Genomic DNA, 23,696 nt, shown 5'->3' on the forward strand with positions numbered 1-23,696 from the left:
TTCGTTCAGCCCAGCGCGAACTCGGGCCGCGGCGTGCCGGTGCGCGGCAGCCCCATCATCTGGCGCGCCTCGGCCGGCGTGGCCACTTCCATGTCGAGCTCGCGGATCACCCGCACGATGCGCTCGGTGAGCTGCACGTTGGTGGCCAGCTCGCCGTGGCGGAAGTAGAGGTTGTCTTCGAGACCCACGCGCGCATGCCCGCCCAGCAGCAGCGCCGCCACGTTGGCTTCGAGCTGCGAGGGGCCGATGCCGCTCACGCAGAAGATGCTGCCCTTGGGGAGCGTGTCCACCATCATCTGCAGGAAGCGCGGCGAGTACGGCATCGCGTTCTGGAAGTTGCGGTGCACGTTCATCACCAGATTGATGAAGTAGGGCTCCTCGTCGTGGCCCTCGCCGATCAGCGTGGTCGTGTCCTGCAGGATGTGCGTGGGGCTGAACACCTCCCACTCGGGCTTGATGCCGCGCGCCCTCATGCCGGCCGCCAGTTCGCGCCCGCGCGTGATGGGCGTGTCCATCAGGATCTGCTTGCCCTCGAAGCTCAGGTTCAGCGTGGTGGCGTCCAGCGTGCACATCTCGGCGCCGGCGTCCATGCCCTTGATGCGCTCTTCCCACGCGATTTCCCAGCGGTCGCCCGCGAGCGGCTTGACCATGTCGCCGTGCACGCCGCCGCCGGTGGAGTTGTTGATGACGATGTCGCAGCCGCCCGCGCGGATGCGGCTGTTGATGTCGCGGTAGACATCGGCGTTGCAGGTCGCGCCGTCATCGGGCCGCCGCGCGTGGATCGCCACCACGCTCGCGCCGGCGTTCCAGCAGCGCAGCACGTCGGCGGCGATCTCGGCGGGCTGGGTGGGAAGGTGCGGGTTCTGCGACTTGTGCGCCATGCCGCCGGTGGGGGCGATGGTCACGATCACTTTGCGCTTGGACGACATGGCGTTTTCCTGGTGTCTTGCATGAGGGGCGCGCTATTATTTTTGGGAGCGCATGCACACTCAGTCATCGCGACGACATTTGGGCTCAGGGTTTACGCACCCAGGCCTGCAGGAGCTTTCATTCCATGCCCACGAAGAAGGCGGAGCCGGCCATCGCGGCGGCATCGCTGACCATTCCTCAACTGCTGCAAGGCTCGGCCTGGTTCCCGCTGCTCGATGCGGACGCGGCCGAGCGCGTGCGCGACGAGATGCGCGAGGTCGAGGTGGCCGCCGGCGCCGCGCTGTGCCGGCGCGGCGACACGCCGCTGCACTGGTACGGCACGCTGGAGGGGCTCCTCAAGTGGTCGATCACCTCCAGCGACGGCCGCTCGGTGACCCTCGGCGCGCTCTCCGTCGGCAGCTGGTTCGGCGAAGGCACGCTGCTGCGCGCGGTGCCGCGCTCGGCCGACATCATCGCGCTGCGCGCGAGCCGCGTGGCGCGACTGCCGCTGGAGACCTTCGAGTGGCTGCACCGCACGCAGCGCGGCTTCGATCACTTCCTGCTGCAGCAGATCAACGAGCGGCTGCACTGGTTCATGGGCAACTACGCGGCGCACCGCCTGCTCGACGCCGACAGCCAGGTGGCGCGCGCGCTCGCGGGGCTGTTCCACCCATGGCTGCATCCGGGAAGCGAGCCGTACCTACAGACTTCGCAGGAAGAGATCGCGAACCTCTCGGGGGTGTCGCGGCAACGGTGCAATGCGGCGTTGAACCGGTTGAAGGAGGCGGGGTTTCTGCGGATCGAGTACGGGGGGATCACGGTGATCGATCTGGAAGGGTTGCGGCGGTTCATCGAGTAGGCCGACCGCGCCCGTCCGCTTTTATTGCGCTTTCTTCGCGCCCTCCGCGAGCCGCTTGCGGTATTCGGTCGTCGTCACCCCTCCAAACCCCCAGTCTTCCGTATCGATCTCCTCGATCACGATGTGCGTCCACTCCGGCGGCTTCTTCAGCACGCGTTCGAGGACTTCCGTGAACTCGGCGATGACCTGGGCCTTCTGTTCGCGCGTGACGCCGTCGCGGGTGATCTTCAGATTGACGAAAGGCATGGTGTGCTCCTTGGCTGTGCGTGTGTGAACGAGGCGATCACCAGGTGCCGGCGCTCGCGCCGCCATCCACCGCCAGCACCACGCCCGAAGTGAAGCCCGCGCCGGTGAGGTACAGCACCGCATCGGCGATTTCGCGCACGGTCGCGATGCGGCCGGCGGGCGCCAGGCCGCTCAGAAAGCCATGGTTCTCGGACGGGTGCATCGGCGTATCGACGATGCCGGGCGCCACCGCGTTCACCTGGATGTTGTGCGGCGAGAGTTCCAGCGCCAGTGCGCGCGTCGCGGCATTGATGCCGCCCTTGACCAACACCGGCACCAGCGCCGGCACCTTCAGGTTCGGCTGCAGTGCGATGCCTGCGGTGATGTTCACGATGTGGCCCTTGCGGCGCGGGATCATTTGCTTCGCCGCGGCCTGCGAGGCGTAGACGAAGCCCTTGAGGTTGGTGACGACCAGCTGGTCCAGCTCTTCCTCGGTGTAGTCGACGAAGGGCTTGGCATTGAAGATGCCCGCGTTGTTGATGAGCACGTCGACCTGGCCGAAGCGTTCCACGGCGCGGGCGATGAGTTGCTCTGCCGTGTCGCGTCGGCCGATGTCGCCCGCCACGCCGAGGAAGCGCGTGGGGTTGCCCAGTTGCTTCGCGGCCGCCGCGAGCCGCTCTTCGGTGCGCGCATTCGCGACCACGTTGAAGCCGCGTTCCAGGTACGCCTGCGCGAGCCCCAGGCCGATGCCGCTCGAGGCGCCGGTGATGACGACGGTGGGGGTAGATGTGCTGTCTTGCATGTCGGGTTCTCCGGAAGTTGATGACGTGAGGTGAACTGTATTGATGACACGCACATAGATAAATCACTAGACTCGTAATTCACTTGATACGCGAGGTAATCAATCCATGCAGCGGCAGTTCGGCGACATCCTCCTGGGGAGCATCGAGCTCTTCTGCCTCGCGGCGGAAACGGGCGGCTTCACCTCGGCGGCGCTTGCGGCAGGCGTGACGCCGGCGGCCGTCAGCCGCTCGATCTCGCGCCTGGAAAAGCGGCTGGGCCTGCGCCTGTTCGTGCGCACCACGCGCAGCGTGCGGCTCACCGACGCGGGGCGCTCGTACTTCGCGCAGTGCCGCCAGGCGCTCGCGCAACTTGCCGAGGCCGAGCGCGAAGTGATGGGCCAGCAGGCCAAGCCCTCGGGCACGCTGCGCATCAGCGTGCCGACCACCTACGGCCATCACCGCATCCTGCCGATGCTGCCGGCGTTCCGCGAACGCTTTCCCGACATCCGGCTGCACGTGCACCTGAGCAACCGCAACATCGACTTCGTGGAAGAGGGCTACGACATGGCCGTGCGCGTGCGCGCCCAGCCCGACTCCACGCTGATCGCGCGGCACCTGGAAGACGCGGCGCTCGTGGTGGTCGCGACGCGCAAGTACCTGAAGAAAGCCGGCACGCCTCGCACGCCGGACGACCTCGCCGCGCACGAGTGCATCCAGTTCGAACTGCCCAGCAGCGGCCGCCGCATCTCGTGGCTCTTCAAGGAAGATGGCAAGGACCGCGAGGTCTTCGCGGACAGCGCCTACAGCTGTTCCGACGACGTGCTCGGCGGCGTCACGCTCGCCAGGAGCGGCGCCGGGTTGTTCCAGACCTACCGCTTCGTGGTGGAGAAGGAGATCGCCGACGGCACGCTCGTGGAAGTGCTCAAACCGTTTGCGGGCCGCTCGCGGCCGTACACGCTGCTGTACCCGGACGGGCGGCATGTGCCGCTGCGCATGCGGGTGTTCATCGATTTCCTGATGGCGCAGCGGACTGCGTGATCGAACAAAACCGTTCGGGCTGAGCTTGTCGAAGCCTCGCGCGGCGCTTCGACAGGCTCAGCGTGAACGGTTTGTTGTCTTCCAGGCGTCGGAAAAAACGGCCGTCAAACGCCCAGCAGTTCCTCCAGCGCCTGCGGCTCCGCCAGCAGATCCGCCGACGCTCCGTGCCGCACGATCTGCCCCTTCTCCATCACCACCGCGAGGTCGGTGTGCGCGAGCACCTTGCGGTAGTCGCGGTCCACGATCAGCGTGGCGATGCCGGTGCTGCGGATCTCGCCGATCACGCGCCAGATCTCGGCCACGATCAGCGGCGCGAGGCCTTCGGTGGCTTCGTCCAGGATCAAGAGGCGCGGGTTTGTCATCAGCGCCCGGCCGATCGAGAGCATCTGCTGCTCGCCGCCCGAGAGCTGCTGCCCGCCGTGCGAGAGGCGTTCGGCCAGCCGCGGAAAGGTGGCCATCACGCGGTCGAAGGTCCAGGCGCGGCGGCCGTCGATGCCCGCGCGCTCGCTCATCACGAGGTTCTCGCGCACCGAGAGGTTCGGGAAGATGCCGCGGCCCTCGGGCACGTAGCCGATGCCAAGGCGCGCCATCTTCTCCGGTGGCCAGCCGGTGACGGTGCGGCCGTCGACCTGCACTTCGCCCGAGGCGGGCCGCACGTAGCCCATCATGCTGCGGATGAGCGTGGTCTTGCCCATGCCGTTGCGCCCGAGCAGGCCCACCGAGGTGGCTGTCGGGATGCCGGCATGCACGCCGCGCAGGATGTGGCTGTTGCCGTAGTAGGTGTTGAGATCGCGGACGATCAGCATGTCAGTGGTCCTCTCCGAGATACGCGGTGCGCACTTCGGGGTTCTCGCGGATCGAGGTCGGGTCGCCGGTCGCGATGACGATGCCGTTCACCATCACCGTGATGCGGTCGGCGATGCGGAAGACCGCGTCCATGTCGTGTTCCACCAGCAGGATCGCGTGCGTCGCTTTCAGGCGCGCGAGCAGCGTGAGCATGCGGTCGGTTTCCTCGGCGCCCATGCCGGCGAGCGGCTCGTCGAGCAGCAGCACGCGAGGGCGGGTCGCCAGGCACATCGCCACTTCGAGCTGGCGTTGCGCGCCGTGGCTCATCGTGCCGGCAATGCGCAGGGCTTCGTTCGCGAGGCCCGCGGCTTCGAGGGCCGCATCGGCCGCCGCGTTGCTGGTGGCGCATTGCTGCGAGGCCTGCCAGATCGCCCACGGCCGCGCGGTCGCGGCCTGCGCGGCGAGCCGGCAGTTCTCGTGCACGCTGAACTCCGGAAAGATCGTCGTGCGCTGGTAGCTGCGGCCCACGCCGTCGCGCGCGCGCCTGGATTGCGCGCGCTGCGTGATGTCGATGCCATCGAGCGCGATGCGGCCTTCGGAGGCCTCGATTTCGCCCGAGAGCATGTTGATGAGCGTGGACTTGCCCGCCCCGTTGGTGCCGATCACCGCATGCACTTCGCCGACGTGCAGGTCGAGCGTGACGGCGTTCACCGCGGTGAGGCCGCCGAAGCGGCGCGTGAGGCCTTCGACCGAAAGAAGGGCGGTGGTGGTGTTCGCGGCCGTGCTCACGACGCGGCTCCTTCGCCCTTGGGCGAGATGCGCCTGACCAGCCCGATCAACCCCTTGGGCAACCACGCCACGAACACGATGATCGCGAGGCCCAGCGTGAGCTGCCAGTGGTCCGCGAGCGGGCCCATCACGGCATGCGTCGAGAAGATCTCCTTCAGCAGCGTGAATGCGATCGCGCCGATCACCGCGCCGCGCAGGTGGCCGAGGCCGCCGAGGATCACCATCAGCAGCACCTCGCCCGAGTTGTGCCAGGCCATGAGCTCGGGGTTGACCACGCCGTCGCGCGAAGCGAGCAGAAAGCCCGCGAGCCCCGCGAGCGCGCCCGCCAGCACGAAGGCCGCGAGCTTGTAGCCGTACACCGGAAAGCCCGCCGCGCGCATGCGCTGCTCGTTCACGCGGATGCCCGCGAGCGCCGCGCCGAAACGCGAGCGGCGGATGAGCGCGAGGAGGCCGTAGGTGAACGCGAGCGAGGCGAGCACCACATAGAACAGCACCATGCGGTTCTCCAGGTCGAGCGCGCCGAGGGCCGGGCGCACGTACATGTAGATGCCGTCGCTGCCGCCGCCGACCTTGGTGTCGTGGAACACGAAGAAGGCCATCTGCGCGAAGGCGAGCGTGACCATGATGAAGTACACGCCGCGCGTGCGCAGGCTCAGTGCGCCGACGAACAGCGCATAGAGCGCCGCCGCCCCCATGGCCATCGGCAGCAGCAGCGCGAAGTTGCCGCCTTCGCTGCCCGATGCGAGCACCGTCACGTACGCGCCGATGCCGTAGAACGCCGCATGGCCCAGGCTCACGAGGCCGGTCATGCCGACCAGGAGCTCCAGGCTCAGCGCGAAGATCGAGAGGATCATCACCTTCACGACGAAGTCCGAGGCGTAGTTGCCCATCAACGGGCCGGCGATGCCGATGAGCAGCGCACAGGCCACGGGCACGAGGAATGCGCCCTTCTTCATGACCGCTTCCCCATCAGCCCTTCGGGCTTCCAGATCAGCACGATCGCCATCAGGAGGTAGATGCCGATGCCGCTCAGGTCGGCGAAGAACACCTTGCCGAAGGTGTCGACGAAGCCCACCAGCAGCGAGGCCAGCAGCGCGCCGGTGATCGAGCCGATGCCGCCGATCACCACCAGCACGAAGCAGATGATGAGCACGCTCGCGCCCATGTTCGGATACACCGAGGACATCGGCGCGGCGATCATCCCGGCCAGCGCCGCGAGCGCCACGCCCGCTGCGAACACGATGCGGTAAAGGCGCTTCACGTCGATGCCCAGCCCGCGCACCATGTCGCGATTGCTCGCGCCGGCGCGGATCATCATGCCCAGTCGCGTGCGGTTCACCACCCAGTACAAGCCGACCGCGAGCACGATGCACGCGGCCGAGGCGAAGAGCCGGTACCACGGGTAGCTCATGACGTTGCCCAGCGCGAAGCTGCCGTCCAGCCATGCGGGCACCTTCACGCCGTGCACGTCGTTGCCCACGAGGATGGAGCGCAGCTCCTCGAACACCAGGATGAGCCCGTAGGTCATGAGCACCTGCTGCAGGTGGTCGCGCTGGTAGAGGTAGCTGAAGAAGGCCCATTCGAGCAGGTAGCCGAAGATGGCCGCGAGCACCACGCCGGCCACCAGCATCAGGAGGAACTGGTCGCCGAACAGCGGCGCGAGCGAGAACGCCAGGTACGCGCCGATCATGTAGAAGCTGCCGTGCGCGAGGTTGATCACGCCCATGATCCCGAAGATCAGCGTGAGGCCCGATGCCACGAGGAAGAGCAGCAGTCCGTACTGAACGGAGTTCAGGCACTGGACGAGGAAGGTTCCGAAATCCACTGGTTGATACCGGTTGGAAGCAAGGACGAAGACCCCTCACCATCCGTTCGACTGTCCCCTCGGCCTGAGCTTGTCGAAGGCTTTCGCGGGTTGTGCCCTGGCTTCGACAGGCTCAGCCCGAACGGCGGTGGTGGGGTGGTGTGGAACGAACGGTTGGGGCGTGGAGCGCGTGCGTGCGCGGTTTACATCCTGCAGCCGCGGGCCGGATCTGCGAGGCTCTTGATCGCGGTGCTGACCAGCTTGTTCTCTTTGCCATCCACCTTGCGCAGGTAGATGTCCTGCACCGGGTTGTGCGACTTGCTCATCGTGAAGGTGCCGCGCGGGCTGTCGATCTTGGCCTTCTCGATGGCGGCGGTGAACTCGGCCTTCTTGCCGATGTCGCCCTTGGCGGCGGCAAGGCCCACGCCCAGCATCTGCGCCGCGTCGTAGCCCTGCACCGCATACACGTCGGGCTGCAGCTTGAACGACTTGGCATATGCCACGCGGAACGCGTTGTCGCGCGCGGTGTTCAGGCCATCCGCATAGTGCAGCGTGGTCAGCATGCCTTGCGCAGATTCGCCTTGCGCATCGAGCGTGCCGTCGGTCAGGAAGCCCGGGCCGTAGAGCGGAATGGTCTTGTTCAGGCCCGCGGCCTGGTAGTCCTTGACGAACTTCACCGCACCGCCGCCCGCGAAGAAGGCGTACACCGCATCGGGCTTGGCCGCGGCGATCTCGGTCAGGAGCGCCTGGAACTCCACGTTGGGGAAGGGCAGCGTGAGCTGCTTGTCGACCTTGCCGCCGTTCTTCTCGAAGCCTTCCTTGAAGCCGTTGACCGACTCGTCGCCGGCCGCGTACTTCCAGGTGATGGTCATCGCCTTCTTCTTGCCCTGCTGCTTGGCCGCGACCTCGCCCATCGCGTAGGCCGGCTGCCAGTTGCTGAACGAGCTGCGGAAGATGTTGGGCGCGCACATCGGGCCGGTCACCGCGTCGGCGCCGGCGTTGGGCACGATCAGCACGGTGCCGCTTTCCTTGGCGGCCTTGGCCATGGCCATCGCGACGCCCGAGTGCACGGTGCCCACGATCACGTCGACGTTGTCGCGCTTGATGAGCTTGTTGACGTTGTCGGTGGCCTTGGCGGGGTCGGACTCGTCATCGACCTTGAAGTATTCGATCTCGCGGCCCGAGAGCTTGCCGCCCTGTTCGTCCACGTAGAGCTTGAAGCCGTTCTCGATGGCCACGCCCAGCGCGGTGTAGGTGCCGCTGTAGGGCAGCATCAGGCCGACCTTGAGCTTGCCGGTGCCCTGGGCGCCGGCCGCCGATGCAAGGGCGGCGAAGGCGATGGCGGTGAGCGCGAGGCGTGCGAGGCGTGCGTTGGGGATGGCGGTCATGGTGTCTGTCTCCTGTTCTTGGTGATGAAAGCGGCGGTCGCGACGATGACACGATCCGGCTGATCCCGATGCGGGGAATGCCCGCATTCAGGGATTTCCACGAGTTCGCAATCGCCGTCGACGCGCGCTGCGATGCCGCGGATCTGCGCGAGCGTGCCGTACTCGTCATCGATGCCCTGGATGGCGAGCACGGGGCAGCGGATCGTGTCGAGTTCCTGTTCGATGTTCCAGTCGCGAAAGGGCGGGTGCAGCCAGATGCGGTTCCAGCCCCAGAAGGCGGAATCGGCGCTGTCGTGATAGCGGCCCAGCTTCTTGGGCAGGTCGGTCGAGAGGTAGGCGGTGCGCGCGAGCTCGATGTTCGCGACGGTCACGTCTTCCACGAAGATGTGAGGCGCGAGCACCACGAGGCCCGCCACGCGGTCGGGAAAGCGCGAGGCGTAGAGCAGCGAGATCGAGCCGCCGTCGCTGTGGCCGAAGAGCCAGGGTTTTTCATCGCCGAGCTCGAGCGCGGCGAAGAGGGCGGGCAGCACCTCGTGCGCCTGGCGGTGCATGAAATCGACGTCCCAGATCTCGTCGTCGCCGCGCGGCGTGGAGCGGCCGTAGCCGGGGCGCGAGAACACGAGGCCGCGGGCGTTGGCGGCTTCGCAGACCTGCGCGGGAAAGTCCTTCCACATCGCGACCGAGCCGAGGCCTTCGTGAAGGAAGACGATCAACGGTGCGTCGGTGCGCTCGGGCGCGGTCCACGCGCACTCGACCTGCACGGCGCGGCCGCGCCAGTCGATGGTGGCGAAGTCGGGCGTGTGCATCGCTGTGGTCACGCCTGCTTCTCGCGCTCGCGCAGGCGAAAACGCTGGATCTTGCCGGTCGCCGTCTTCGGCAGTTCGCTCACGAATTCGAGGAAGCGCGGGTACTTGTAGGGCGCGAGGCGCTCCTTCACGAAGGCCTTGAGTTCATCTTCAGTCGCGGCGGCGCCGTCCTTCAACACGACGAAGGCCTTGGTCTTGGTGAGCCCTTCGGCGTCTTCCTTGCCGATCACCGCGGCCTCGAGCACGGCGGGGTGCTGCATCAGCGTGGCCTCGACCTCGAAGGGCGAGACGTAGATGCCGCTGACCTTCAGCATGTCGTCGCTGCGGCCCGCGTAGGTGAAGTAGCCGTCGGCATCGCGCGTGTACTTGTCGCCGCTCTTGGTCCAGCCGCCCTGGAAGGTGTCGCGCGACTTCTCGCGGTTGGTCCAGTACATGAGCGCCGAGCTCGGGCCGCGGATGTAGAGGTCGCCCACTTCGCCGTCGGGCACGGGGCGGCCGTCTTCGCCGCGCAGCTCGACGTCGTAGCCGTCCACCGGCTTGCCGGTCGTGCCGTAGCGCACGTCGCCGGGGCGGTTGGAGATGAAGATGTGCAGCATCTCGGTCGAGCCGATGCCGTCGATGATCTCGCAGCCGTAGTGCGCCTTGAAGCGCTGCGCGATCTCGCCGGGCAGCGCCTCGCCAGCGGACGAGCACATGCGCAGTGCGACGGTGTCGCGTGCCGGCAGCCTGGGCGAAGCGAGCATGCCCGCGAAGCCGGTGGGCGCGCCGAAGAAGACCGTGGGCTTGTGCTCGGTCCAGCGGCGGAAGGTTGCATCGGGCGTGGGGCGCTCGGCCATCAGCACGACGGTGGCGCCGACCGTAAGCGGAAAGGTCAGCGCGTTGCCCAGCCCGTAGGCGAAGTACATCTTGGCGGCCGAGAAGCACACGTCGTCCTCGGTCAGCGCGAGCACCGGCTTGCCGTAGAGCTCGGCGGTCCACCAGAGGTTGGCGTGCGTGTGGACCGTGCCCTTGGGCTTGCCGGTGGAGCCCGAGGAATAGAGCCAGAAGCCCGGGTCGTCGGAGGCGGTGTTCGCCGGCGCGGCCAGCGGCGCGGCCTTGGCGATGGCGTCGTCGAAGGCCTGTGCGTTGGCGGGCAGCGCGCCGGTGGGCTGCGAGACGATCAGCGCCTGCAGTTCGTGCGCGCCGCGCGCCATCGCGTCCTGCAGCGTCGGCAGCAGAGCGCCCGACACCAGCGCGGCCTGCGCGCGGCTGTGGTCGAGCATGTAGGCGTAGTCCTCGGGCGTGAGCAGCGTGTTGACGGCCACGGGCACGACGCCGGCATAGAGGCAGCCGAGAAAGCTCACGGGCCAGTCGTTGTTGTCGAGCATCAGGAGCAGCACGCGCTCTTCGCGGCGCACGCCGGCGGCCTTCAGCGCGGCGGCCAGGCGGCGCGCGCGGTCTTCGAGCTGGCCATAGCTCAGCGTGCCGCGGTCGTCGATGTAGGCGGTGCGATCGGCGCGGCCGCGGTTGAGGGCGAACAGGTGTTCGGCGAAATTGAATCGTGCGGGCAGGCTCATCGTGTTGTCTCCTTGGGGCCTCACTCGGTTGCTGCTAGAGGCCGAGGGCGGCGAGCACGCCGGGGCTCGCCTGCACCGCGCTCCTGCGGTGATAGAAATCGAGCGCGCGCAGGCCGCCCAGCTCGGCGCCGCCGCCCGCGCGGCCGGGGCCGCCGTGCATCGACATGGGCATCACGTTGCCGTGGCCGGTGTGGGCTTGCGCCACCTCGGGGGTGATCACGTGCACGCGGCCGTGGCTCGGCGCGACGGCGAGCGCCGCCTGCGCGAGCGCGGCGTCGTCGCTGCCATAGAGCGAAGTGACGAGCGAGCCCTGGCCGCGGTGCGCGAGCGCGATGCCGTGCGCCAGGTCGCGGTACGGCAGCAGCGTGGCGACCGGTCCGAACACTTCCACGTCATGCACGCGCTGCGCCGCATCGGCATCGCGCGCGCCCAGCAGCACCGGGCCGATGCAGGCGGCAATGGCAGGGTCCGCGTCGATCAGCGGCTTGCTGCGGCTGTCGTGGAGCACCGTGGTCTGCGCGGCGAGGGCGTCGAGCCCGTCGCGCACCGCATTCAATTGCGCGCGGCTCACGAGCGAACCCATGCGCACGCTCTCGTTGCGCGGGTTGCCGACGGTGACGCCGGCGAGCTTCGCGCCGATGGCTTCGGCGGCAGCGTCGTACACCTCGGCGGGCACCAGGATGCGGCGGATGGCGGTGCACTTCTGGCCCGACTTCACCGTCATCTCGCGCACCACTTCGCGCACGAGCAGGTTGAACGCATCGCTGCCGGGCGCGGCGCCGGGCACGAGCAGGGCGCTGTTGAGGCTGTCGGCCTCGATGTTCGCGCGCACCGAGCGCGCGGCCACGGCGGGGTGCGAGCGGATCACGGTCGCTGTCTCGGCCGAGCCGGTGAACGAGACCACGTCGAAGGGCTGCAGCTGGTCCATCAGGCCGGCCGAGCTGCCGCAGATGACCGAGAGCGCGCCGGCCGGCAGCACGCCCGCATCGACCACATCCTTGACCATGCGTTGCGTGAGCCAGGCGGTGGCCGTCGCGGGCTTCACGATCACGGGCACGCCCGAGAGCAAGGCCGGCGCGGCCTTTTCCCACAGGCCCCACGACGGGAAGTTGAAGGCGTTGATGAACAGCGCCACGCCGTGCGTCGGCACCTGCAGGTGCTGCGACTGGAACACCGGCTCCTTGCCGAGCTTGACCGCTTCGCCATCGCGCAGCGCGCGCACGTCGCCAAGCGCATCGCCCCATTTGGCGTACTGGCCGAGCGTGAAGATCGCGCCGTCGATGTCGACGGCCGAGTCGTTCTTCACCGTGCCGGAGTTCGCGGTGGCGATCTCGTAATAGGCATCGCGGTTGGCTTGCAGCACCTTCACGATCGCGCCGAGCAGGCCGGCGCGCTGGCGGTAGGTGAGGGCGCGCAGCGCGTTGCCGCCTTGTTCGCGCGCAAAGTAAAAGGCTTCGGGCAGATCGAGCCCCGTGGCATCGACGCGTGCGAGTTCGGTGCCCAGCACCGGATCGGCCAGCGGCGTGCCGGCGCCCGAGCCGCTTTGCCAGCGGCCGCCGACGTGGTTGGAGAGGAGTTCGGTCATTGGGTGAACTTGATCTGCCCTTCGGGCAGGAGATAGAGAACGAGCGCGCGGCCTTGCGCGACGGTCGGGCGGTGCGCGGTGCCGGGTCCGTAGACGCACCAGCCGGCGGGGCGGCCGTCGAAGGTGGCACTGGCGCTTTCGTCGAGCGGCATGATCAGGTCGATCTCGCCGTTGGGGTGCGTGTGGTGCGGGCCGGCGATGTCCTGCATGTCCACCACGTCGACCGAGAAGCGGTGCAGCGCGTCTTCGGCCTTGAACACGCGGCCGTACTTGATGCCGCCGCCTTCGCGCTCGCAGAGCCACCCTTCGGCGACGCCGCCGATGCAGGCCTGGCGCAACTGCTCGAAGCGCGTGCTGCCCGCGCCGTGGGTCGCGTTGAGCCACTGGTCGAGCTGGGCGTCGAGCGGCTTGCCTGCGATCTCGGCGGTCAGGCCGGCGATCAACTGGTGAAATGCTTCTTTGCCGGTGGCGGGGTTGCTGCTGTCGGACATCGTGGGGCCTCGAACTTTGGAACTACCTTGCAGGAATACCGTGTGTGCAGTATCTTGCTTGTGGCCGAACAATAAGCATCGAGACAATGGGTGTCAAGCAATATAGTGCATGTATGGTGTTTACCCTGAGCGCGCACAATCCCGGCCAAGAACGAGGAATGGCATGAACGAGCATGTAGACGCGGTGCTGGCCACCGCGCCAGAAAGCGGCAACCACGCCGCACCGGCCGGGGAGGCCAAGAACCCGCTGCTGGCCGCACTGGGCGATCGCGTGCGCAACCTGCGCGCGCAGCGCGGCCTCACGCGCAAGGCGGTGGCCATTTCGGCCGACGTGTCGGAGCGGCACCTGGCCAACCTCGAATACGGCATCGGCAACGCATCGATCCTGGTGCTGCAGCAGGTGGCCGGCGCGCTGCACTGCTCGCTGGCCGAACTGGTCGGCGACGTGACCACCAGCTCGCCCGAGTGGCTGCTGATCCGCGAACTGCTGGAGAACCGCAGCGAAACCGACCTGCGCCGCGTGCGCGTGGCGCTCGGTGAACTGCTCGGCACGGCCTCGGTCGATCCGGCGCGGCACCGCCGCATCGCGCTCGTGGGCTTGCGCGGCGCGGGCAAGTCGACGCTCGGGCAAATGCTCGCCGACGACCTGGACGTGCCCTTCGTCGAATTGAGCCGCGAGATCGAGAAGCTCGCGGGCTGCAGCGTGCGCGAGATCCACGACCTCTACGGCACCAACGCCTACCGCCGCTACGAGCGCCGCGCGCTCGAGGAGGCGGTGCAGATCTACAGCGAAGTGGTGATCGCCACGCCGGGCGGCATCGTCTCCGACCCCGCCACCTTCAACGAGCTGCTCGCGCACTGCACCACCGTGTGGCTGCAGGCCGCGCCCGAGGAGCACATGGGCCGCGTCGCCGCGCAGGGCGACACCCGCCCGATGGCCGCCAGCAAGGAAGCGATGGAGGACCTGCGTCGCATCCTGAATGGCCGCGCCGCCTTCTATTCGAAGGCCGATCTTTCGGTGGACACCAGCGGCAAGAGCCTGGCGCAGAGCTTCCAGGCCCTGCGCGCCGCCACGCGCCAATCCATGGGCCTGGGCGCCTGACCTGAAGTTTGAAAAAAAGCACAACAGGCATTGACTTGCCTGTTTGCATGCAGCATGATGCATGTCATCGGAACCAGAAGATGCATTATTCTTCCGGTTTGCATCTGCCCCACAGGAGACTTCCGTATGACCGACACCGCGACCCCCACTTCGCTCCAGGCGCCCACCCGCGTGGACTACCGCACGGCACCCGATCAGTACCGCCACTGGTCCCTGAGCTTCGACGGCGCCATCGCCCGCCTGGTGCTCGACATCGCGGAAGACGGCGGCATCCGCCCCGGCTACAAGCTGAAGCTCAACAGCTACGACCTGGGCGTGGACATCGAGCTGAACGACGCGCTCAACCGCGTGCGCTTCGAGCACCCCGAAGTGCGCAGCGTGATCGTCACCAGCGGCAAGGACCGCATCTTCTGCTCGGGCGCCAACATCTTCATGCTGGGCGTCTCGGGCCACGCCTGGAAGGTGAACTTCTGCAAGTTCACCAATGAAACCCGCAATGGCATCGAAGACACGTCCAGGTACTCGGGCCTGAAATTCCTCGCGGCCGTGAACGGCGCCTGCGCCGGCGGCGGCTACGAGCTCGCGCTGGCCTGCGACGAGATCCTGCTGGTGGACGACCGCTCCTCGGCCGTCTCGCTGCCCGAAGTGCCGCTGCTCGGCGTGTTGCCCGGCACCGGTGGCTTGACGCGCGTGACCGACAAGCGCCATGTGCGCCATGACCTGGCCGACATCTTCTGCACCAGCGTCGAAGGTGTGCGCGGCCAGCGCGCGGTCGAGTGGCGACTGGTCGATGCCGTGGCCAAGCCCGCGCAGTTCGCCGCCGCCGTGCAGGACCGCGCCTCGCAACTCGCGGCCGGCAGCGACCGCCCCGCGAACGGCAAGGGCGTGGCGCTCACGCGCCTGGAACGCACCGACAGCGCCGATGGCATCAGCTACTCGCATGTGGACATCCAGATCGACCGCAGCAAGCGCACCGCGACGATCACCGTGAAGGCGCCCACCGGCGCGCAGCCGGCCGACATCGCCGCCATCGAAGCCGCGGGCGCCGCGTGGTGGCCGCTCGCGATGTGCCGCGAGCTGGACGACGCGATCCTCAACCTGCGCACCAACGAGCTGGACGTGGGCACCTGGCTGCTCAAGACCGAAGGCGATGCACAGGCCGTGCTCGCATCGGACGCCGTGATGCTCGCCCACAAGGACCACTGGCTCGTGCGCGAAACCATCGGCGCCCTGCGCCGCACGCTGGCGCGGCTGGACGTGTCGTCGCGCAGCCTGTTCGCGCTGGTCGAGGCCGGCTCGTGCTTCGCCGGCACGCTGGCCGAGCTGGCCTTCGCGGCCGACCGCACCTACATGCTCGCACTGCCCGACGACGCTGAGCGCGCGCCGAAGCTCACGCTCGATGAATTCAACTTCGGCTTTTTCCCGATGGTGAACGACCAGAGCCGCCTGCAACGCCGCTTCTACGAAGAAGCCGCGCCGCTCGAAGCCGCGCGCGCAGCCGCCGGCAAGCCGCTGGACGCCGACGAGGCCCTCAAGCTCGGCCTGGTCACCGCCGCGCCCGACGACATCGACTGGGACGACGAGATCCGCATCGCCATCGAGGAGCGCGCTGCCATGTCGCCCGATGCGCTCACGGGCCTGGAAGCCAACCTGCGCTTCGCGAGCAAGGAGAACATGGCCACCCGCATCTTCGGCCGGCTCACCGCCTGGCAGAACTGGATCTTCAACCGCCCCAACGCCGTCGGCGAGAAGGGTGCGCTGAAGGTCTACGGCACCGGCGAGAAAGCCGGCTTCGACATGAACCGCGTTTGAACCGGCAGCCCCGCACAACCCAAGGAACAACGATGAGCACGATCAACTACAGCGAGAAGATCCCCAACAACGTCAACCTCGGCGAAGACCGCACGCTGCAGCGCGCGCTCGAAGGCTGGCAGCCCAACTTCATCAACTGGTGGGACGACGTGGGCCCCGAAGGCTCGACCAACCACGACGTGTACCTGCGCACCGCGGTGAGCGTCGATCCGCAGGGCTGGGCGCAGTTCGGCCACGTGAAGATGCGCGACTACCGCTGGGGCATCTTCCTGAACCCGGGCGATGCGAACCGCGAGATCCACTTCGGCGACCACAAGGGCGAGAAGGCCTGGCAGGACGTGCCCGGCGAGCACCGCGCCAACCTGCGCCGCATCATCGTGACGCAGGGCGACACCGAGCCCGCGTCGGTCGAGCAGCAGCGCCACCTGGGCCTCACGGCCCCGTCGATGTACGACCTGCGCAACCTCTTCCAGATCAACGTGGAAGAAGGCCGCCACCTGTGGGCGATGGTCTACCTGCTGCAGAAGCACTTCGGCCGCGACGGCCGCGAAGAAGCCGACGCGCTCCTGCAACGCACCTCGGGCGACGAGAACAACCCGCGCATCCTGGGCGCCTTCAACGAACGCACGCCCGATTGGCTCGCGTTCTTCATGTTCACCTACTTCACCGACCGCGACGGCAAGTTCCAGCTGTCGGCGCTGGCCGAGAGCGCGTTCGATCCGCTCGCGCGCACCACCAAGTTCATGCTGACCGAAGAGGCGCACCACATGTTCGTGGGCGAGAGCGGCGTCTCGCGCGTCATCGCGCGCACCGCGCAGGTGATGAACGAATTGAAGACCGACGACGCGCAGAAGATCCGCGCCGCGGGCTGCATCGACCTGGGCACGATCCAGCGCTACCTGAACTTCCACTACAGCGTGACCATCGACCTGTTCGGCGCCGACCAGTCGAGCAACGCGGCCATCTTCTACAGCTCGGGCCTGAAGGGCCGCTACGAGGAAGGCAAGCGCACCGACGACCACATCCTGAAGGGCCAGACCTACAAGGTGCTCGAGGTGAAGGACGGCCAGCTGGTGGAGAAGGACGTGCCGATGCTCAACGCGCTCAATGAAGTGCTGCGCGACGACTTCATCAAGGACTCGGTGGCCGGCGTCGGCCGCTGGAACAAGGTGCTCGAGAAGGCCGGCATCGCCACCCGCCTGGTCGTGCCGCACAAGGCCTTCAACCGCCAGATCGGCGCGCTCGCCGGCATCAAGATGTCGCCCGAGGGCCGCGTGGTGAACGAGATCGAATGGGCCGCCAAGCGCGACGAATGGCTGCCCAGTTCCGAAGACTTCGCTTTCGTGGCATCGTTGATGGGCCGCGTGGTGGAGCCGGGCAAGTTCGCAGGCTGGATTTCGCCGCCGGTGATGGGCATCAATCGCCAGCCCGTCGATTTCGAGTACGTGCGCTTCGGCTGAGCGCCTGGATATGAATCCCTCGCCCCCACGGCGAGGGGATGGAGAACAACATGGACATGGCCGTTGAAGCCGGGGTCATCAAGCAGCACCTGATCGACCCCGAGATCTGCATCCGCTGCAACACCTGCGAGGCCACCTGCCCCGTCAACGCGATCACGCACGACGACAACAACTATGTCGTGCGGGCCGACATCTGCAACGGCTGCATGGCCTGCATCTCGCCGTGCCCGACGGGCTCCATCGACAACTGGCGCACGATGCCGCTCGTGCGCGCGTACACGATCGAAGAACAGCTCACCTGGGAAGAACTGCCCGCGGAGCTGACGCCCGAAGAGCTCGAAGCCGCGGGCGTTTCCGCCGATGCGGGCGATGAGGCCGCGACAACACCCGCTGCGCCGACGCAGGTCGCCGCGGTCGAATCCGTCGAGGCCGTCTTCAACTCCGCGCAGTACGGCGCCGCCGTGCCCCCGTGGTCGGCCGCGCATGCGTACACGAACCTGTTCCCGCCGAAAACGCCGACGACCGCCACCGTGGTCGGCAACTTCAACTGCACAGAGGCAGGCTTCGACAGCGAGACCCACCACATCGTGCTCGACTTCGGCGTGGTGCCGTTTCCCGTGCTCGAAGGCCAGTCGATCGGCATCGTGCCGCCGGGCGTCGATGCCATCGGCAAGCGCCACCATGCGCGCCAGTACTCGGTGGCAAGCCCGCGCAATGGCGAGCGACCCGGCTACAACAACGTCTCGCTCACCGTCAAGCGCGTGACGGAGGACCACCAGGGCGACCCGGTGCTGGGCGTGTGCTCCAACTACGTGTGCGACCTGAAGGTGGGCGACACGGTGCAGGTGGTGGGGCCCTTCGGCGCCTCGTTCCTGATGCCGAACCACCCCAAGTCGCACATCGTGATGATCTGCACCGGCACCGGCAGCGCACCGATGCGCGCGATGACCGAATGGCGCCGGCGCCTGCGCAAGAGCGGCAAGTTCGAAGGCGGCAAGCTCATGCTGTTCTTCGGCGCGCGCACGCAGCAGGAGCTGCCGTACTTCGGCCCGCTGCAGTCGCTGCCCAAGGACTTCATCGACATCAACCTCGCGTTCTCGCGCACGCCCGGAAACCCCAAGCGCTATGTGCAGGACCTGATGCGCGAGCGCGCCGCGGACCTGGCCGCGCTGCTGAAAGACGGCAGCAGCCACTTCTACGTGTGCGGCCTCAAGAGCATGGAAGAGGGCGTGGTGCTCGCGCTGCGCGACGTGGCGACGGAGGCGGGGCTCGACTGGGACACGGTCGGCGCGTCGCTCAAGCGCGAAGGCCGCCTGCACCTGGAAACCTACTGAGCTGCGGCGGATGAAGTTCGCCGACTTCCATGCGGGCCAGGTCATCGAGGCCGGGCCCTACGTGCTCACCGAAGCCGAGCTGGTGCAGTTCGCCAGGGCGTACGACCCGCAGTGGTTCCACACCGACGCGCAAGCCGCGGCAGACAGCGCCTTCGGCGGCCTCATCGCGAGCGGTTGGCACACCTGCGCGATCGCGATGCGCCTCGTGGTCGAGGCGGCGCTCGAGGGCTCCGAATCCTTCGCCTCGCCGGGGCTCGAGCATGTGCGCTGGCCCAACCCCGTGCGGCCCGGCGATGCCCTGCGGCTCGTGGCCGATGTGATCGAGGTGCGGCGCTCCGAGAAGCGGCCGACACTGGGCATCCTGCGCTGGCGCTGGCGGCTCTTCAATCAGCGTGAACTGATGGTGCTCGACGTGGACGTCACCAGCCTCTTCAGGCTCGAAGCCGCGGACTGAATCGCAAAGGAAAAAAAGCCCGCGGCGCATGAGCACCGCGGGCTTTGTCGTTTCAGCGGTTGAGCGCAGGCTTACTTGGTTACGTTGACCGCACCCGAGCCCTTGCCGCTCGCCTTCGCGCCTACGCCGGCGCCCGACGGCTTGACCGCGCTGCCGGCCGAGCCGACCGCGCCGGTCGCGCTGTTCAGCGTGCCGCCCACGGTGTTCGTGACGCCGCCCACCGCGCCGGTGGCACCACCCACGGCGCTCGTTGCGCCGCCCACAGCCCCGGTCGCGCCGCCGACCGTGTTGCCCAGGCCGCCGGTTGCGTTGCCCGCATTGCCGTTGGCGGAGGCGTTCGCGCCGGCAGCGGCGCCCGTGCTTGCGCCCGCGCTGCCTTGCGCCGGTGCGGCCTTGACCGTGCCCGATGTATTCACATCGGCATTCACGCCCACGCCGACCCCTGCGCCCTGTGCCTGGGCGAAACCGCTCATGGCAAGAAGGCCTGCGAGCAAGGCGCCGACGAAGATGGATTTGTTTTGTTGTTGCTTCATGGGTGACTGTTCCTTTCGTTTGAATGGTCACTGACTGACAAGAACCGGCTTTGGGCCAGTTCGGTCGCTACCGTGACCACCTCGCACCCTGTCGCCGTGTGCGGGGGCTTCGCTCTCGTTTGTGGGACGTGTCCGTCGTCGGGAACGCGGTGCCGTGCGTTAGAGCGCGCCATTCCTCGAGGGATGCAGACCTTTCACCGGGCAGGGTCAAAGCGAGTCGGCATCGACATGAAAAATCTCATGCAACTAATAATGTTGCATGAAACGAGACAGCAAGCTTTCCGGCATTCTCCACGTGCTGCTGCACATGGCCGAGATGGACGGCCCCATCACCTCCGAGTCGCTCGCCGCGGCGATGCACACCAACCCGGTCGTGGTGCGCCGGCTCATGGCGGGCCTCAGGCAGGCCGGCTTCGTGAGTTCGGCCAAGGGCCACGGCGGCGGCTGGGTGCTGTCGTGTTCGCTGTCGCGCGTGACGCTGGGCGACATCCACAACGCCGTCGGCGCGCCCGCGCTGCTGGCCATGGGCAACCGCACCGAGAGCCCCGGCTGCATCGTCGAGCAGGCGGTGAACGCGGCGCTCGACGACGCCTTCGATGCGGCCGAGGCCCTGCTGCTCAAGCGTTTCAACAGCATCACGCTGGCCGATCTCTCGAAAGACTTTCATCGCCGCATGACAGGCGGCGGCTTCACCAGGAAGGACATTGAGCATGCGCTATGACGCTCTTGTCGTGGGCGGCAGCTTTGCCGGCCTCTCCGCTGCCATGCAGCTCGCGCGCGCTCGCAAGAACGTGTGCGTGGTCGACGCGGGCGCGCCGCGCAACCGCTTCGCCGCCGCCGCGCACGGCTTCTTCGGCCAGGACGGCGTGCCGCCGCTGAAGATGATTGCCGATGCGCGCACCAAGCTGCTGGCCTATCCGAACGTCACCTTCATCGAAGGCCGCGTGGCGAGCGCCGAGGCCGATGGTGCGGGCGGGTTCGTCGCATCGCTCGATGGCGACCGGCAACTCTCTGCCGGCAAGCTCCTGCTGGCGTTCGGCGTGCAGGACGGTTTTCCGGACGGCATCGCCGGCGTGCGCGAGCGCTGGGGCACGAGCGTGCTGCACTGTCCCTATTGCCACGGCTATGAATTCAGCGGCCGCAGGCTCGGCGTCCTGGTCGAAGCGCCGCACCCGCCGGAGCACGCGATGCTGATCGCCGAATGGGGCCCGACCACGCTCTTCCTGAACGGGAACAACACGGTGGACGACGAAGTGCGGGGCAAGCTGCAGGCGCGCGGCGTCGCGATCGAGCCGGGCCGCATCGCGGCACTGGAGGGGCCGGCGAAGGACCTGTCGGGCGTTCGCCTCGAGGACGGGCGCATCGTGCCGCTGGAGGCGCTGTTCATGGTTCCGCGCACGCGTCCCGGCAGCGCCCTGGCGGAGCAACTGGGGTGCGCGTTCGATGAGGGCCACGCCGGCCCCGTGATCCGCATCGATGCAATGAAGATGACCACTGTGCCCGGCGTGTTCGCCGCAGGCGATGCGGCCATGCAGATGCACAACGCCACGCTGGCCTCTGCCGAGGGTGTGATGGCCGGCGTATCGCTGCACCGCGCCATGCTGTTGGACGCTTGACCCCACTTTTTTCTCGGGCTCGGGAAAAACGGGCTCCGAGCCCTCTATAATTCGACCCTCGAAATGCGGGAATAGCTCAGTTGGTAGAGCGCAACCTTGCCAAGGTTGAGGTCGAGAGTTCGAGACTCTTTTCCCGCTCCACATTTCATGCAAAAGGCCACCTCACCGGTGGCCTTTTCTTTGGGCGGCGCGTATTCAGCGCTTCGCCGGCAGCACCGTTCCGCGGCTCTCGCCGAACCCGATGCGCGCATGCCCCGGCTTCTCGCACCAGCCGCGCAGCAGCACCGCGTCGCCGTCTTCCAGGAACCCACGCTGCTCGCCGTTGGCCAGCGCCACGGGGCTCTGCCCCGCGCGCGTGAGTTCGATGATCGCGCCGGCCTCGCCCGGCCCGGGGCCCGAGATCGTGCCGCTGCCGAACAGGTCGCCCGCATTCAGCTGGCAGCCGCCCATCGTGTGGTGCGCCACCATCTGCGCCACGCTCCAGTACTGGTGTTTGAAGCTCGTGCGCGAGAGGCGTGACGGGCCGCTCTGGTCCGCGCGCGCCTTATCGCTTTCGAGCCACACCTCCAGGCTGATGTCGATCGCGCCGCTGTCGCGGTTCGCACGGCTCTCCAGGTAGTCGAGCGGCTGCGGGTCGTCGGCAGGCCGCGTCCAGGCCTGGCGGTAGGGCGCGAGCGCCTCCATCGTCACGATCCAGGGCGAGATGGTGGTCGCGAAGTTCTTCGCGAGGAAGGGGCCGAGCGGCGCCATCTCCCAGAACTGGATGTCGCGCGCCGACCAGTCGTTGAGCAGGCAGATGCCGAAGATGTGCTCTTCCGCGCGCTCGAGCGGAATCGGCTCGCCGGCCGCGTTGCCTTCGCCGATCCACACACCGAGTTCGAGCTCGTAGTCCAGCCGCGCGCACGCGTGGTATGTGGGCGCCTTCGCGCCGGGCGCCAGCGTCTGCCCCATCGGCCGGTGGAAGCGCTGCCCGCTCACGCCGATGGTCGAGACGCGCCCGTGGTACGCCGTCGGAATCCAGCGGAAGTTCGGCGTCACGTCGCCCTCGGGATTGAACAGGCGCGTGATGTTCAGCGCATGGTCGATCGATGTGTAGAAGTCGGTGTAGTCGCCGATGCGCGCGGGCACCGTGTACTCGATCTCGGACTGCGGCACGAGGCACTTGCGCACATCGTCCACGGTCGAGGCCGGCGCATCGCTTCGCAGCAGCGCGAAGACCAGATGGCGCAGCGCCCGCCAGGCGGTGGGACCCATCGCGAAGAAATCATTCAGCGCGGGCAGCGCGGCCACCCGCGCCGCATCGAGCGCGAGCCCGTCGGCATGCTGGCCGGCTGCCAGCGCCGCGAGGTCGAGCACCTGGTCGCCGATGGCCACGCCGCCGCGAAACGGCTCGGGGCTGCCGATGCGGCGGAACTCCGCAAACGGCAGGTTCTGTATCGGGAAGTCTGTGCCCGCAGCGTTCGCGCTTTCGACCCAGCTGCGGGCATCGACGTCGTGCGTGTGGTTGAGTTCGATCATGGCCGTGGTATTCTTTCGTTCAGACCGACGCCATCAATGCATCGTCGAAGATCGCGACCGCGCGCGTCCAGCCCGCCGAGGCGCCACGGATCTTGTGCGGAAAGCAGCTGATGAAGAAGCCCGTCGGCGGCAGCACCTCCAGGTTGTGCAGCTTCTCGATGTGGCAGTAGCCGATGTCGCGGCCGGCCTTGTGGCCTTCCCAGATCAGCGAGGCGTCCTGCGTCTCGCCGTACTTCTTGGCGGTGTGCACGAACGGCGCGTCCCAGCTCCATGCGTCGGTGCCCGTGAGGCGCACGCCGCGCTCCAGCAGATACATCGTCGCTTCGTAGCCCATGCCCGCGCCGGCCGAGACGTAGTCGTTGTTGCCGTAGCGCTTGCCCGCGCGCGTGTTGATCACCACGATCTCCAGCGGACTCAGCGTGTGGCCGATGCGCTTGAGCTCGGCCTCCACGTCGGCGGCCGTGACCACGTAGCCATCGGCGAAGTGGCGAAAGTCCAGCTTCACGCCCGGCTGAAAGCACCACTCCAACGGCACGTCGTGGATCGCGATGGCGGGCTTCTTCTCGCCGAGCGCCTTGTCCATGGTCGAGTGGAAGTGGTAGGGCGCATCCAGGTGCGTGCCGTTGTGCGTGGACAGCTGCACCAGCTCCACGGCCCAGCCCTCGCCGTCGGGCAGGTCCTCTTTCTTCAAGCCGGGAAAGAAGGGCTCGATCTGCTCGTAGGTCTGCTCGTGCGTGAAGTACTGGATCTTCGGCGCGAAGGCGGGCGGATCGGAGAGCACATCGTTCTCCAGAAAGATCGAGAGGTCGACGAATTTGCGTGGCATGGGCGGGGCTCCTTGTGGGGATA

Annotated in this window: 24 protein-coding genes and 1 tRNA gene; 10 read left to right on the top strand and 15 right to left on the bottom strand. The window is 67.6% G+C overall.

Annotated elements, in window-relative coordinates; all coding sequences use genetic code 11:
• Positions 1-5: 5 nt before the first annotated feature.
• Positions 6-929, bottom strand: a complete 924-nt coding sequence (locus tag JC881_RS09925) for a 3-keto-5-aminohexanoate cleavage protein (RefSeq protein WP_198785543.1) — start codon at positions 927-929, stop codon at positions 6-8.
• Positions 930-1,054: 125 nt separating this feature from the next.
• Between JC881_RS09925 and JC881_RS09930 the strand changes: the two genes are divergently transcribed.
• A complete protein-coding gene (locus JC881_RS09930) occupies positions 1,055-1,768 on the top strand; it encodes a Crp/Fnr family transcriptional regulator (RefSeq protein ID WP_198785544.1) in 714 nt (237 codons plus the stop codon).
• Between the two features lie 21 nt (positions 1,769-1,789).
• Here JC881_RS09930 and JC881_RS09935 read toward each other — a convergent pair whose 3' ends face one another.
• Together JC881_RS09935 and JC881_RS09940 are read right to left on the bottom strand one after the other, a co-directional pair.
• Positions 1,790-2,014: a tautomerase family protein gene (locus tag JC881_RS09935; RefSeq protein WP_198785545.1), complete on the bottom strand. Its 225-nt coding sequence runs from the start codon at positions 2,012-2,014 to the stop codon at positions 1,790-1,792.
• Positions 2,015-2,051: 37 nt separating this feature from the next.
• A complete protein-coding gene (locus JC881_RS09940; RefSeq protein WP_198785546.1) occupies positions 2,052-2,795 on the bottom strand; it encodes an SDR family NAD(P)-dependent oxidoreductase in 744 nt (247 codons plus the stop codon).
• 106 nt (positions 2,796-2,901) lie between these two features.
• On the opposite strand from JC881_RS09940, the gene JC881_RS09945 reads away from it, so the two are divergent.
• Complete coding sequence (locus JC881_RS09945; RefSeq protein WP_198785547.1) at positions 2,902-3,813, top strand: LysR family transcriptional regulator; 912 nt, start codon at positions 2,902-2,904, stop codon at positions 3,811-3,813.
• A gap of 104 nt (positions 3,814-3,917) precedes the next feature.
• Here the strand turns inward: JC881_RS09945 and JC881_RS09950 are convergent, their stop codons facing one another.
• The 9 genes from JC881_RS09950 to JC881_RS09990 all read right to left on the bottom strand — a co-directional run bounded on the left by JC881_RS09950 (position 3,918) and on the right by JC881_RS09990 (position 13,018).
• A complete protein-coding gene (locus tag JC881_RS09950; RefSeq protein ID WP_013538565.1) occupies positions 3,918-4,619 on the bottom strand; it encodes an ABC transporter ATP-binding protein in 702 nt (233 codons plus the stop codon).
• A 1-nt stretch (position 4,620) separates the two neighbouring features.
• The gene (locus JC881_RS09955) at positions 4,621-5,388 is read right to left on the bottom strand and encodes an ABC transporter ATP-binding protein (RefSeq protein WP_198785548.1); all 768 of its coding nucleotides are present in this window, start codon (positions 5,386-5,388) and stop codon (positions 4,621-4,623) included.
• Entirely contained in the window at positions 5,385-6,344 is a 960-nt protein-coding gene (locus JC881_RS09960; protein ID WP_198785549.1) for a branched-chain amino acid ABC transporter permease, read from the bottom strand. The genes JC881_RS09955 and JC881_RS09960 overlap by 4 nt, the downstream gene beginning before the upstream one ends.
• Complete coding sequence (locus JC881_RS09965; protein WP_198785550.1) at positions 6,341-7,213, bottom strand: branched-chain amino acid ABC transporter permease; 873 nt, start codon at positions 7,211-7,213, stop codon at positions 6,341-6,343. Before JC881_RS09965 ends, JC881_RS09960 begins: the two co-directional genes overlap by 4 nt.
• A gap of 182 nt (positions 7,214-7,395) precedes the next feature.
• Positions 7,396-8,580, bottom strand: coding sequence for an ABC transporter substrate-binding protein (locus tag JC881_RS09970; protein WP_198785551.1), 1,185 nt, complete (start codon positions 8,578-8,580; stop codon positions 7,396-7,398).
• Positions 8,577-9,386: an alpha/beta fold hydrolase gene (locus JC881_RS09975; protein WP_198785633.1), complete on the bottom strand. Its 810-nt coding sequence runs from the start codon at positions 9,384-9,386 to the stop codon at positions 8,577-8,579. Before JC881_RS09975 ends, JC881_RS09970 begins: the two co-directional genes overlap by 4 nt.
• 8 nt (positions 9,387-9,394) lie before the next feature.
• Entirely contained in the window at positions 9,395-10,942 is a 1,548-nt protein-coding gene (locus tag JC881_RS09980) for a benzoate-CoA ligase family protein (protein ID WP_198785552.1), read from the bottom strand.
• Positions 10,943-10,976: 34 nt separating this feature from the next.
• A complete protein-coding gene (locus JC881_RS09985) occupies positions 10,977-12,527 on the bottom strand; it encodes a 3,4-dehydroadipyl-CoA semialdehyde dehydrogenase (protein WP_198785553.1) in 1,551 nt (516 codons plus the stop codon).
• Positions 12,524-13,018, bottom strand: a complete 495-nt coding sequence (locus tag JC881_RS09990; RefSeq protein WP_198785554.1) for a DUF4863 family protein — start codon at positions 13,016-13,018, stop codon at positions 12,524-12,526. The genes JC881_RS09985 and JC881_RS09990 overlap by 4 nt, the downstream gene beginning before the upstream one ends.
• A 163-nt stretch (positions 13,019-13,181) precedes the next feature.
• Here JC881_RS09990 and JC881_RS09995 point away from each other — a divergent pair, with 163 nt between their 5' ends.
• The 5 genes from JC881_RS09995 (at position 13,182) to JC881_RS10015 (ending at position 19,180) form a co-directional block, all read left to right on the top strand.
• Positions 13,182-14,120 (top strand): helix-turn-helix transcriptional regulator, encoded by a 939-nt coding sequence (locus JC881_RS09995; RefSeq protein ID WP_198785555.1) that lies wholly within the window; start codon positions 13,182-13,184, stop codon positions 14,118-14,120.
• Positions 14,121-14,246: 126 nt separating this feature from the next.
• Positions 14,247-15,932 carry a 2,3-epoxybenzoyl-CoA dihydrolase gene (gene boxC / locus JC881_RS10000; RefSeq protein WP_198785556.1) on the top strand — a complete coding sequence of 562 codons (1,686 nt, stop codon included), beginning with the start codon at positions 14,247-14,249 and terminating at the stop codon, positions 15,930-15,932.
• 32 nt (positions 15,933-15,964) lie between these two features.
• On the top strand, positions 15,965-17,392 hold the full coding sequence (boxB, locus tag JC881_RS10005; RefSeq protein WP_198785557.1) for a benzoyl-CoA 2,3-epoxidase subunit BoxB: 1,428 nt from the start codon (positions 15,965-15,967) through the stop codon (positions 17,390-17,392).
• A gap of 50 nt (positions 17,393-17,442) precedes the next feature.
• Positions 17,443-18,726, top strand: coding sequence for a benzoyl-CoA 2,3-epoxidase subunit BoxA (gene boxA / locus JC881_RS10010; RefSeq protein ID WP_198785558.1), 1,284 nt, complete (start codon positions 17,443-17,445; stop codon positions 18,724-18,726).
• Between the two features lie 10 nt (positions 18,727-18,736).
• Positions 18,737-19,180: a MaoC family dehydratase gene (locus tag JC881_RS10015; protein WP_198785559.1), complete on the top strand. Its 444-nt coding sequence runs from the start codon at positions 18,737-18,739 to the stop codon at positions 19,178-19,180.
• Between the two features lie 71 nt (positions 19,181-19,251).
• Here the strand turns inward: JC881_RS10015 and JC881_RS10020 are convergent, their stop codons facing one another.
• Positions 19,252-19,713 carry an adhesin gene (locus tag JC881_RS10020; protein WP_198785560.1) on the bottom strand — a complete coding sequence of 154 codons (462 nt, stop codon included), beginning with the start codon at positions 19,711-19,713 and terminating at the stop codon, positions 19,252-19,254.
• Positions 19,714-19,972: 259 nt separating this feature from the next.
• On the opposite strand from JC881_RS10020, the gene JC881_RS10025 reads away from it, so the two are divergent.
• From JC881_RS10025 to JC881_RS10035, 3 genes are all read left to right on the top strand, one after another.
• Positions 19,973-20,434 (top strand): Rrf2 family transcriptional regulator, encoded by a 462-nt coding sequence (locus JC881_RS10025; protein ID WP_198785561.1) that lies wholly within the window; start codon positions 19,973-19,975, stop codon positions 20,432-20,434.
• Positions 20,424-21,329 (top strand): NAD(P)/FAD-dependent oxidoreductase, encoded by a 906-nt coding sequence (locus tag JC881_RS10030; protein ID WP_198785562.1) that lies wholly within the window; start codon positions 20,424-20,426, stop codon positions 21,327-21,329. Before JC881_RS10025 ends, JC881_RS10030 begins: the two co-directional genes overlap by 11 nt.
• 65 nt (positions 21,330-21,394) lie before the next feature.
• Positions 21,395-21,470, top strand: a tRNA-Gly gene (locus tag JC881_RS10035).
• A gap of 54 nt (positions 21,471-21,524) precedes the next feature.
• Here the strand turns inward: JC881_RS10035 and fahA are convergent.
• Positions 21,525-22,847 (bottom strand): fumarylacetoacetase, encoded by a 1,323-nt coding sequence (gene fahA, locus JC881_RS10040; RefSeq protein ID WP_198785563.1) that lies wholly within the window; start codon positions 22,845-22,847, stop codon positions 21,525-21,527.
• 19 nt (positions 22,848-22,866) lie between these two features.
• Positions 22,867-23,673, bottom strand: a complete 807-nt coding sequence (locus JC881_RS10045) for a cyclase family protein (protein WP_198785564.1) — start codon at positions 23,671-23,673, stop codon at positions 22,867-22,869.
• Positions 23,674-23,696: the final 23 nt, after the last annotated feature.

This window comes from Variovorax sp. IB41 (genome assembly GCF_016405905.1).
Taxonomy (GTDB): Bacteria; Pseudomonadota; Gammaproteobacteria; order Burkholderiales; family Burkholderiaceae_C; genus Variovorax.

What these genes read in the sequence shown, in the direction of transcription:
- JC881_RS09980 (WP_198785552.1), bottom strand. Translation starts at nt 10,942, where the DNA reads ATGAGCCTGCCCGCACGATTCAATTTCGCCGAACACCTGTTCGCCCTC.
- JC881_RS09950 (WP_013538565.1), bottom strand. Translation starts at nt 4,619, where the DNA reads ATGCTGATCGTCCGCGATCTCAACACCTACTACGGCAACAGCCACATC.
- boxB (WP_198785557.1), top strand. Translation starts at nt 15,965, where the DNA reads ATGAGCACGATCAACTACAGCGAGAAGATCCCCAACAACGTCAACCTC.
- boxA (WP_198785558.1), top strand. Translation starts at nt 17,443, where the DNA reads ATGGACATGGCCGTTGAAGCCGGGGTCATCAAGCAGCACCTGATCGAC.
- fahA (WP_198785563.1), bottom strand. Translation starts at nt 22,847, where the DNA reads ATGATCGAACTCAACCACACGCACGACGTCGATGCCCGCAGCTGGGTC.
- JC881_RS10015 (WP_198785559.1), top strand. Translation starts at nt 18,737, where the DNA reads ATGAAGTTCGCCGACTTCCATGCGGGCCAGGTCATCGAGGCCGGGCCC.
- JC881_RS09945 (WP_198785547.1), top strand. Translation starts at nt 2,902, where the DNA reads ATGCAGCGGCAGTTCGGCGACATCCTCCTGGGGAGCATCGAGCTCTTC.
- JC881_RS09985 (WP_198785553.1), bottom strand. Translation starts at nt 12,527, where the DNA reads ATGACCGAACTCCTCTCCAACCACGTCGGCGGCCGCTGGCAAAGCGGC.
- JC881_RS09995 (WP_198785555.1), top strand. Translation starts at nt 13,182, where the DNA reads ATGAACGAGCATGTAGACGCGGTGCTGGCCACCGCGCCAGAAAGCGGC.
- JC881_RS09935 (WP_198785545.1), bottom strand. Translation starts at nt 2,014, where the DNA reads ATGCCTTTCGTCAATCTGAAGATCACCCGCGACGGCGTCACGCGCGAA.
- JC881_RS09970 (WP_198785551.1), bottom strand. Translation starts at nt 8,580, where the DNA reads ATGACCGCCATCCCCAACGCACGCCTCGCACGCCTCGCGCTCACCGCC.
- JC881_RS09990 (WP_198785554.1), bottom strand. Translation starts at nt 13,018, where the DNA reads ATGTCCGACAGCAGCAACCCCGCCACCGGCAAAGAAGCATTTCACCAG.
- JC881_RS09925 (WP_198785543.1), bottom strand. Translation starts at nt 929, where the DNA reads ATGTCGTCCAAGCGCAAAGTGATCGTGACCATCGCCCCCACCGGCGGC.
- JC881_RS09940 (WP_198785546.1), bottom strand. Translation starts at nt 2,795, where the DNA reads ATGCAAGACAGCACATCTACCCCCACCGTCGTCATCACCGGCGCCTCG.
- JC881_RS10025 (WP_198785561.1), top strand. Translation starts at nt 19,973, where the DNA reads ATGAAACGAGACAGCAAGCTTTCCGGCATTCTCCACGTGCTGCTGCAC.
- JC881_RS09960 (WP_198785549.1), bottom strand. Translation starts at nt 6,344, where the DNA reads ATGAAGAAGGGCGCATTCCTCGTGCCCGTGGCCTGTGCGCTGCTCATC.
- JC881_RS09975 (WP_198785633.1), bottom strand. Translation starts at nt 9,386, where the DNA reads ATGCACACGCCCGACTTCGCCACCATCGACTGGCGCGGCCGCGCCGTG.
- JC881_RS09930 (WP_198785544.1), top strand. Translation starts at nt 1,055, where the DNA reads ATGCCCACGAAGAAGGCGGAGCCGGCCATCGCGGCGGCATCGCTGACC.
- JC881_RS10020 (WP_198785560.1), bottom strand. Translation starts at nt 19,713, where the DNA reads ATGAAGCAACAACAAAACAAATCCATCTTCGTCGGCGCCTTGCTCGCA.
- boxC (WP_198785556.1), top strand. Translation starts at nt 14,247, where the DNA reads ATGACCGACACCGCGACCCCCACTTCGCTCCAGGCGCCCACCCGCGTG.
- JC881_RS10045 (WP_198785564.1), bottom strand. Translation starts at nt 23,673, where the DNA reads ATGCCACGCAAATTCGTCGACCTCTCGATCTTTCTGGAGAACGATGTG.
- JC881_RS10030 (WP_198785562.1), top strand. Translation starts at nt 20,424, where the DNA reads ATGCGCTATGACGCTCTTGTCGTGGGCGGCAGCTTTGCCGGCCTCTCC.